The 9489-nt window shown below is 48.4% G+C and carries 7 protein-coding genes; all 7 read left to right on the top strand.

What is annotated here, in order from left to right:
• Nucleotides 1-433: 433 nt before the first annotated feature.
• The 7 genes from ACVBEF_RS13490 to ACVBEF_RS13460 all read left to right on the top strand — a co-directional run bounded on the left by ACVBEF_RS13490 (nucleotide 434) and on the right by ACVBEF_RS13460 (nucleotide 9477).
• Complete coding sequence (locus ACVBEF_RS13490) at nucleotides 434-1849, top strand: undecaprenyl-phosphate glucose phosphotransferase (RefSeq protein ID WP_447124461.1); 1416 nt, start codon at nucleotides 434-436, stop codon at nucleotides 1847-1849.
• 224 nt (nucleotides 1850-2073) lie between these two features.
• Entirely contained in the window at nucleotides 2074-3225 is a 1152-nt protein-coding gene (gene gmd, locus ACVBEF_RS13485) for a GDP-mannose 4,6-dehydratase (protein WP_447124460.1), read from the top strand.
• Nucleotides 3226-3525: 300 nt separating this feature from the next.
• Nucleotides 3526-4491 (top strand): GDP-L-fucose synthase, encoded by a 966-nt coding sequence (gene fcl, locus ACVBEF_RS13480; protein ID WP_447124459.1) that lies wholly within the window; start codon nucleotides 3526-3528, stop codon nucleotides 4489-4491.
• 1 nt (nucleotide 4492) lies between these two features.
• Entirely contained in the window at nucleotides 4493-5746 is a 1254-nt protein-coding gene (locus ACVBEF_RS13475; protein ID WP_447124458.1) for a lipopolysaccharide biosynthesis protein, read from the top strand.
• Nucleotides 5747-5970: 224 nt separating this feature from the next.
• On the top strand, nucleotides 5971-6972 hold the full coding sequence (locus tag ACVBEF_RS13470; RefSeq protein ID WP_447124457.1) for a hypothetical protein: 1002 nt from the start codon (nucleotides 5971-5973) through the stop codon (nucleotides 6970-6972).
• Nucleotides 6965-8146, top strand: coding sequence for a glycosyltransferase family 4 protein (locus ACVBEF_RS13465; protein ID WP_447124456.1), 1182 nt, complete (start codon nucleotides 6965-6967; stop codon nucleotides 8144-8146). The genes ACVBEF_RS13470 and ACVBEF_RS13465 overlap by 8 nt, the downstream gene beginning before the upstream one ends.
• Nucleotides 8146-9477 (top strand): hypothetical protein, encoded by a 1332-nt coding sequence (locus tag ACVBEF_RS13460; protein WP_447124455.1) that lies wholly within the window; start codon nucleotides 8146-8148, stop codon nucleotides 9475-9477. Before ACVBEF_RS13465 ends, ACVBEF_RS13460 begins: the two co-directional genes overlap by 1 nt.
• The last annotated feature ends 12 nt before the right edge of the window (nucleotides 9478-9489 follow it).

Raw genomic sequence — 9489 nt, 5'->3', positions numbered from 1 at the left:
CGACTCAGTAGTTCTATGCCGAGTACCACGGACAAGCACGAATCGATCCAGCAACAAACTCCAACAAAAAAGAAAACACAACGTGTACTTTTGACAGCTTTCGACGCACTTAAATAAGTGCAAACATGCCAGTACGCATAACTACAATGCGCAGATATTCACAAGATGCATCATAAATTCATATTTATAGCAATGCACAGAAGACGAACCCCTCTCTTTACAACAAAAAAATTCCATGCAGAATTTTTGCACAAATAGCATAGTGTTACTTGAATTTATGCAACAATTACATTAAGTTGCAACACATGAAAATTAATGCTGCACTAGCGCAACGCAAATTCCTCGCATGCCTTCCGTTTCAATAAAAAGTATGGTGTGCTGCCAATCGTTGTCCGTACCAACACTTCAAGCAACAACAAACGAAGTACCCACCATGTCACGAACTAATGACCTCATTTTCAAGCATCCTTTCGAACTTGAATTATTGAGGCGATTCGCAGATGTTGCCTTCTTATGGCTTGCGGCTGAAGCTGCCTGTCATTTGCGATTCGACGCCTCGCTCAACATGGTAGCGCCCATACATACGGTTCTGCTCTATGTCTGCACCGGGCTGGCATTTTTCACATTTCAAAAATTCGGCATGTATAGCTCCTGGCGCGGGCGCTATATGCCGTTCATGTTTGGGCGTCTGATTACTGCGTGGGCGCTGGTTCTTCTCGGTGGACTTTTTTTTGCTTTTTTGATACACAACGTAGGAGATCTGTCGCGTTTGTGGCTACTTATCTGGTATGTGACCGGTATCACTTTCCTGGGACTGTACCGAATCGTGATTTATTTTTCCCTCCGACTACTCCGCAAAAAAGGCTTCAATACCAAACGCGTAGTCATCATCGGCTACGGTCACACCGGGCAGGAAATGCACCAACGGGCCTTGCAACAAGAAGGTTATGGCTACGAGGTCGTCGCCGTCCACGCCGATGGCACAGATGTAGCACACTTGGACACCGCAACGGCGGCGCACATAGAGACAATAGACGACATTCAGGGCTATGTAACGGCAAACCATATCAATGAAGTCTGGATCACATTGCCCATGAGTGCCTCGGCCCGCTTGCATGAAATACAGTACCTGCTGCGCAATGCCTTGATCGATGTACGCTGGGTACCCGATACGCAGGGGCTGCAAATGTTCAACCATAAAATGGTCGATTTTCTTGGCCTGCCCACGGTGGACTTAAATCGTCCGGTTTCCCAAGGCTTGCGCGGCATGGTCAAACACCTCCTCGACAAATTGTTCGCCACGGTAGCACTGATCGTATTAGCTCCCGTATTTGTAGTCATCGGTGTCTGTATTAAATTCACTTCATCAGGCCCCGTGTTTTTTAAACAAGCAAGGCTGGGCCTCAATGGTAAGGAATTCATGATCTACAAATTCCGCACCATGAAGCTGCATCAAGAACACCAGCAGGTCACCCAAGCCACACAAAATGACTACCGCGTGACGCCAATCGGGAAATTTCTCAGACGCACCAGCATCGACGAATTGCCACAGTTCATCAACGTACTGATCGGCGACATGTCCGTCGTCGGTCCACGACCGCACGCGCTCGTACACAATGAAATGTACGAAAAACTTCTTGAGGTATACATGGTGCGGCACCGGGTTAAGCCCGGCATCACCGGCTGGGCACAAATTCATGGTCTGCGCGGAGAAACCGACACCTTAGACAAGATGGAAAAACGGGTGCAGTGCGACCTGCATTACATCCAGCACTGGTCGCTCCTGATGGACTTGCGCATTCTGGTCTGGACCGTCTTCAATGGATGGTCCAGTAAAAATGCTTATTAAATGAATAGCGAAATCCATCTCCTTAATGCTGCTTTCTCCTTCGCCGGATCAGGGTGGTATTTGAATTCAAAAAAACCGTTCGTACTGAGTAGCCCTTCAGGGCGTATCGAAGTAGTTGCATACGTTGGTGATTCTTCGATACGGCACTTTGTGCTTACTCAGTCCGAACGGTTTTATGGCAATTGCACGCAAAAGCACACCCAACAAATAACCAAGAACACGCCATGACCACAGCATCAAAAACACCAGATAACCTAGCCACCACCCCAAAAGTAGCCCTGATCACCGGCGTGACCGGTCAAGACGGCGCTTATCTGGCGGAACTACTGCTCGGCAAAGGCTACATCGTCCACGGCATCAAACGCCGCACCTCGCTACTCAACACTGACCGCATCGATCATCTGTATCAGGACCCGCACGATGAGCCACGCCGCTTCATCCTGCACCACGGCGACATGACCGACAGCTCATCCCTGATCCGCATCATCCAGCAAGTGCAACCGGACGAAATCTACAACCTCGCCGCGCAAAGCCACGTCGCCGTCTCCTTCGAAGAACCGGAATACACCGCCAACTCCGACGCGCTCGGCCCGCTGCGCGTTTTGGAAGCGATCCGCATCCTCGGTCTGGAGAAAAAAACCCGCTTCTACCAGGCATCGACCTCCGAACTATACGGTCTGGTACAAGAAACCCCGCAACGCGAAACCACGCCCTTCTACCCGCGCAGCCCGTATGCCGTCGCCAAACTGTACGCCTACTGGATCACCGTCAACTACCGTGAAGCCTATGGCATGTACGCCTGCAACGGCATCCTCTTCAACCACGAATCCCCGCTGCGCGGCGAAACCTTCGTCACCCGCAAAATCACCCGCGCCCTGTCCCGCATCGCGCTAGGCCTGCAAGACTGCCTGTATCTGGGCAACATGAGCGCCAAACGCGACTGGGGCCACGCGCGCGACTATGTCGAAATGCAATGGCTGATGCTGCAACAAGAGCAGCCCGAAGACTTCGTCATCGCCACAGGTATCCAATACAGCGTGCGCGACTTCGTCAACGCCGCCGCCACCGAACTTGGCATGACCCTGAAGTGGGAAGGAGAAGGCCAAAGCGAAACCGCCACCCTGATAAACGCCGGTCCGCACAAAACCGCCAAAACAGGCCATGCCATCGTACGCGTCGACCCCCGCTACTTCCGCCCCACCGAAGTGGAATCCCTGCTAGGCGACCCGAGCAAAGCCCACGCCAAACTAGGCTGGAAGCCCGTCACAAGCTTCGCGCAACTGGTCAAAGAAATGGTCGAAGTCGATTTGGCCGCCACTCGCAGAGACGCATTGGTGAACCAGCATGGCTACACTATTTATGCCAGACACGAATAAATATTCAGCGACAAAATGAATGCAGAGTTTTATCGGCTACACTGCCGTAGCATCAAATATCGGATCAGAGCGGCACAATGCGACCCAATACAACCTAATGAGGATTTACTCAGGCCGATGCATATAACAACCCGTTCGGACTGAGTAGCGCAGCGTATCGAAGATGCACTTACGATGAATACCGACGTCGATACTGCGCAACTCAGTGCGAACGGATATCCGAAATGTGCGTAAGTCCTGACGCAACATGACGCACCACCAACCAATCGGATCGCAAGCAGCATAACGAGCACCCAATACATGCATCACACCCCAGATAACTCGCAAAAACGCATCTACGTCGCAGGCCACCGCGGCATGGTAGGCGCAGCCATCGTGCGTACGCTGACCCAGCGCGGCGACACCAACATCATCACCCGCACCCACGCCGAACTAGACCTGACCGACCAGGCCCAGGTGCGCGCCTTCTTCCAGAGCGAAAAGATCGACGAAGTCTATCTGGCCGCCGCCAAAGTCGGCGGCATCCACGCCAACAACACCTACCCGGCAGAATTCATCTACCAAAACCTGATGATGGAAGCCAACGTCATCCATCAGGCATGGTCCGCTGGCGTGCAAAAACTGCTATTCCTCGGCTCCTCCTGCATCTACCCGAGAATGGCCGAACAACCGATCAAAGAAGAATACCTGCTCACAGGCAAGCTAGAACCCACCAACGAACCCTACGCCATCGCCAAAATCGCCGGCATCAAACTGTGCGAAAGCTACAACCGTCAATACAGCACCGACTACCGCAGCGTCATGCCCACCAACCTATACGGCCCCGGCGATAACTATCACCCCGAAAACAGCCACGTCATCCCCGGTCTGATCCGCCGCTTTCATGAAGCGAAGATCAATGGGGACGAGCAGGTGGTGATCTGGGGGACTGGGACGCCTAAGCGGGAGTTTTTGTATGTCGATGACATGGCTGAGGCTAGTGTGCATGTGATGGGGCTGGATCGGGGTGTTTATGATGCGCATACGGAAGCTATGCAGTCGCATATCAATGTTGGGACTGGGCAGGATGTGACGATACGGGAGTTGGCAGAGAGGATTGCGCAGACGATTGGCTACCAAGGCGAACTCGCTTTTGATATCAGCAAACAGGACGGTACTCCCCGTAAGTTAATGGATGTTACGAATCTGGCTGGTATGGGTTGGTGCGCACAGATCAACTTGGCAGCGGGCCTGCAACAGACGTACCAAGATTTCCTAAAAAAATAAATTGCTAATATCTGACATAAAAAAATGGATATCTTTAATATCCAAATTTCTGGGCGGACAGGCGTTCGTCCAGATAATAAATTTAATTACCGCACTATTGCTTTTACGTATATTACCTACTACCGAATACGGCTTGTTTATAACGGCCAATTTATTTTTAGGGCTTGGATCGACAGGTTCCGATTTAAATCTTTCAACTGCGATGACAACTTACGGAACAAAATTATCTGACGACAAAATCGGCTTAAGCCGCTTATATGCCAGCGCACTGCATTTTCGCCGCTATCTACTCGCATTCATCTCAATATTTGTCATAGCAATATCCTATACTGTTTTTCATCGTCAGGGCCTGGATACATGGAATGTTTGTATTTTTATCGCTCTGATATTAATTACTTGCTGGGTCCAGCAAAAATCGGTATTACGTAACGTCATATTAAATATTCATCATGACTGGTATGGCAATATACAATCGAGCCTAAGCGGCGCAGTAATACGGCTAGTATTAACATTATCACTGTGCTATTTACTACCATTTGCCTTGGTTAGCATTATCACCAACCTGATAACTTGCATAGTCATGAACTGGCTGCTTAAATCCAGATGTAAATTATATTTAGATGAAAATGAAAAATACGATAGTGTTTATCTTAAACAACTATGGACATTTATTCTCCCGCTGATTCCGGGTGCGTTATATTTTGCATTTCAGGTTCAGATTAGTATTTTTCTTATTAGCATCTTGGGAGATACAAAATCCATTGCCGAAGTTGGCGCTCTCGGGCGCTTCGGCCAAATCTTTGCTTTTTTCGGAATGCTGAATGGTTTTTTATTTCAGCCCATATTTTCCAGGATGAAAACTAAACAAGAATTTATTAAATTAGCTAGCTTCATTCTTCTTTTGCAGTTAATTTTCTTTGGACTTGTTTTTACTAGTGCAATTATTTTTCCAGAGAAATGGTTATTACTATTAGGTCACCACTATACGTTCCTGACTGCTGAAGTAGCGCTTGCCTTTGCTGCTCCCATTATTACTTATTTTGTTGGCTTTCTTTTTACTCTGCTTGCGGCACGCGCGTACACCAGCCGTCAATATTTATATGTTATTGCAACACTTTCCGTCCAGATAATATTTATTCAAGTTATTGGTATTGATACGACGCATAAAGCATTACTTCTTAATTTGGCGAATGCGATTACGACCTTAACGGTTCAAATAGCACTACTCAGATTATTATTAAAAAATTGGCGATAATTAGCACTTAATCCCCTACTGCACATATATAAATACTGAGTATCTCAACAAGCGAATATAGATTACGGCACTAAAAACAAGAGTAACTATGTCCCCATATAATTAAGTCGAATTTATTGCACTGATTTTAAATCGAGGATGCTTATCAAAAATAATTTCATTTTTAAATTCTCACTGAGATTTTTAGAATTTAATAATCGAAATTTATATTCATTCGAATACTTGTGAAAATATTAAAACCCTTGATGATTAACCAGATTACTCATATCTACGCTCCAAGTCCTGGCGGCGTTGCAGATTACGTTGATGTAAGTCTGCACTGGGATAGTGACGCTGCTAAATTCCCACTTTCAAGAAAAAGTGCACTTGATAACCGTCTGCCAGAGCATTGTTTGCTCCACTTCTCTGGTTACGGTTTCGCCAAGCGTGGTGCCCCACTCTGGTTGCTCAATAAAATCCAAACCGATCGCCCTCACATCAAAACACTCGGTATCTTCTTTCACGAACTTTATGCCTTCGGCCCGCCTTCGGGCTCTGCATTCTGGCTTTCACCAGTACAAAGACACATTGCCCGCCGTTTGGCTAGTCTTTCAGACTTCTGGATTACCAACTCTGAAGCGTCGGCGCACTGGTTGTGCCGCACAGCAGACAACAAGCCCCATGCTGTTCTACCGGTGTTTTCGAATGTCGGTGAGACGTCAGCGTATTCGCCTCAACGAGCGCAGAAGATTATTGTGTTTGGTGGGTCCGCCTTGCGCGCCAAGACCTATCGCTCTGCTGGTGAGGCTCTTTTTATCTGGGCGCAAGAACAAGGGCTGGTGATATATGACATCGGACCAACAATCCAGGATCCTGAAATTTCTACCTTATTACAAAGAAAAGGCGTCATCCAATTCGGGCACCTTGCACCAGAAGCCGTCAGTACTCACCTTACCGACGCCATGTTTGGTCTAGCTTCTTATCAAGCCGACTGCGTCGCCAAAAGTGGGGTATTTGCAGCATTTTGTGCGCACGGAGTATGTCCTGTACTGATTTCAAAGAACTATGAACCTGCCGATGAACTTATTGCAAATCAGCATTACCTCGCTGGCATACCGCGATTGGCGTTACAAGTGAATGCCCTCCAGGACATTAGCTCTCAAGCTTGGAATTGGTACCAGCGCCACAAGGTTAGTGCACATGTAACAACCCTGCATAGCCTTGTAAACGGGGCTGGTTATGCATAACGTTTTCATCTCCCACCCGGGTCTGCAACATGCACACCAACTTGCATGGGCCTTACATGAGCGAGAACTACTCCATGCATTCTGGTCCGCTGTTCCTGTGGTATGTGATAGCGAAACACTGCCGTTTTGGTTACCAGCTTCTTATACCCGACGTGTAAAAAAAGTGGAAATTCCACGTAAATTCAGGCGGCATCCGATGATTTTTCAGGGTTTGTTGCGCGTGGGCTCCGTTCTTCCGTCAGGTTTCTCGCGTGAAGATTACGCGCACCGTATTTTCCATTTATTTGACTGGTGGGTAGCTAAACATATTGCGAAGATTCAACCCAAGGTTGTCATCGCTTATGAGAATTCTGCGTACCACACATTTCGCGCGGCCAAAGCCATTGGAGCACGTTGCATATTGGATGCCCCATCCTTACATCATCTGGCCGGTGCGCGATTAATTGATGTCAAACCCACTCCTTATCTGGCAGAAATTAACCGCCGTAAGGATGAAGAGGTTGCCTTGGCCGATATGATTCTTACCTGCTCACCTTTAGCTGCTGAAGGCTATCTGGAAGCAGGCGTACCCTCTGAAAAAGTGCGCCCGACATTATTAGGTGCGACGCTACCAAAGGATGTTAGCGTTTGGTCCCCTCATGCTCGGCCGCTTCACTTTATTTTTGCCGGAGTGTTAAGTCATAGGAAAGCAATTGACGTCATTCTGGCCGCTTTCAGACGGCTGGGCGCAGAAGCACTTCCCTACCGTCTTAGCTTCGTCGGTGGGCAGGGGGAGCTAGGCTGGGTTGAAGAAATTGAACAGACGCCGAATGCAAAGTATTACCCGGGCGTGGCGCAGGCTGAACTGTTTCATATGCTGGCAGAGGCAGACTGTCTTTTATTGCCGTCGCGCTTTGATTCATTCGGCATGGTGGTAGCGGAAGCAATGGCTTGCGGTACACCCGCCATCGTATCGACTCAAACCGGTGCCAAAGCGATGATTGAGCAGTTTCCCGGTTCAGGCTGGGTTGTTACGTGCGATGAAGACAACCTTTATCGTTGCGTAAAGGAGCGGATTGAGAATCGTGGATCACTATTTGCTGCCCGTGAACATGCGCTCGGTGCATCGCGACACTTTACTTGGCAAGCTTATCGCGAGCGTGTCGGAACACTCATTCAGGACTGGATGCATTAATGGATTACAACAGTACTATCCTCAACCTCCCCAGAAACCGCGTCAGAAACAATCCTCGATTGAGCACCATAGGCAAACTCTTTATTGCGGTTTTACTTGTCGTCATTTTTGAAGGTGCTGTGCGTAAGTGGATTTCTTCTGCCTTCACTAATCCTCTGGTACTTCTGCGAGATGCAATGGCGCTTTACGGTATTTTTTGGGCAATCAAAACCAACCGACTGAAACTTACGAAAATAGGTACTCAGATCTTATGGCTATGGACCGCTGTTGTTGTTGTATGGGGACTATTGCAGCTCATCGTTAATCAAAGCTCCCCCTTCATCTTTATTATTGGTGCAAGATTTTGGCTTCTGTACCTCTGGTTTGCCTACGCTGCGGCAGTATCGCTCACCGAACACGATTTCAGTGTCATTTCAAAAACGATTTTGTTGCTATTGCTCGTCATGACCCCCCTCGCAATCGCGCAGCATTTTCTCCCGCCTGGGGTATTTATAAACAAGCAGGTAGATGGTGATGGAAGCTCAGTATTCCTAGTTACAGCTGATATTGTACGCACAACAGGCACCTTCTCATTCACGCTCGGTTATACCGTGTTTCTGGGCCTGGCAACGCCTTTCGTGCTTGCGGTGCTTGCGCCAGAGGTCAAATTATGGAAAAGAAAATGGATGCCTAAGGCGTGCCTGCTTGCCCTGGGTATTGCCACGTTGGTCAGTGGATCGCGCGGTGCTGTCATATTTCTGGGGCTGCTATTTTCTGTATACGCCCTTGCTTCGCTCGTCTACTCGAAGGGCTCAAAAAAGGGAAGCGCGCTGATAGTGGTTGTCATAATTGCGATGATGCTCGCATCAGTCGCATTTGTATTTTCCCGTGCAGTTGATGCAACGGAGGAACGTTTTGAGGCCGCGGCACAATCAGAAAATTTTTCCAGTCGCCTCGTCTCCATGTTCTTCGGGGAACCCGGTGTTTATAAGGGACTACCGTTACTCGGCCACGGTATTGGTGTCGGCACCAATTTTGCAGGAACCGTTGCAACAGGGGAACGCACATTCTTGCTCGCAGAAACCGAGGCAGCCCGCACGATTTTGGAAGGGGGCTTACTGGGCTTTGCATTCATCGGGCTGAAGCTTCTGGTAATTGCGATTGGGTTACGCAAATCATTGTTTATCGTAAAGTCAACCGGAAATTCCTTGCCGCTCATGCTGTGGATCACAACTAGTCTTGCCTTACTTTCCTGGTCAATTATTGGACAGTTGACAGTCAATGCATTGGGCTATTTGCTGTTTGGTTTGTTTATCGCTTCGTTACGATTAAATTCAAGGTCTCGAGCTTGAATTTCTGAACTG

The sequence above is a fragment of the Glaciimonas sp. GG7 genome (assembly GCF_052976905.1).
This window is presented reverse-complemented; position numbering and strand designations above follow the sequence as displayed.

Bases quoted from the DNA above. Each gene is read 5' to 3' on its own strand.
- ACVBEF_RS13490 (WP_447124461.1), top strand. From the start codon at position 434: ATGTCACGAACTAATGACCTCATTTTCAAGCATCCTTTCGAACTTGAA.
- gmd (WP_447124460.1), top strand. From the start codon at position 2,074: ATGACCACAGCATCAAAAACACCAGATAACCTAGCCACCACCCCAAAA.
- fcl (WP_447124459.1), top strand. From the start codon at position 3,526: ATGCATCACACCCCAGATAACTCGCAAAAACGCATCTACGTCGCAGGC.
- ACVBEF_RS13465 (WP_447124456.1), top strand. From the start codon at position 6,965: ATGCATAACGTTTTCATCTCCCACCCGGGTCTGCAACATGCACACCAA.
- ACVBEF_RS13460 (WP_447124455.1), top strand. From the start codon at position 8,146: ATGGATTACAACAGTACTATCCTCAACCTCCCCAGAAACCGCGTCAGA.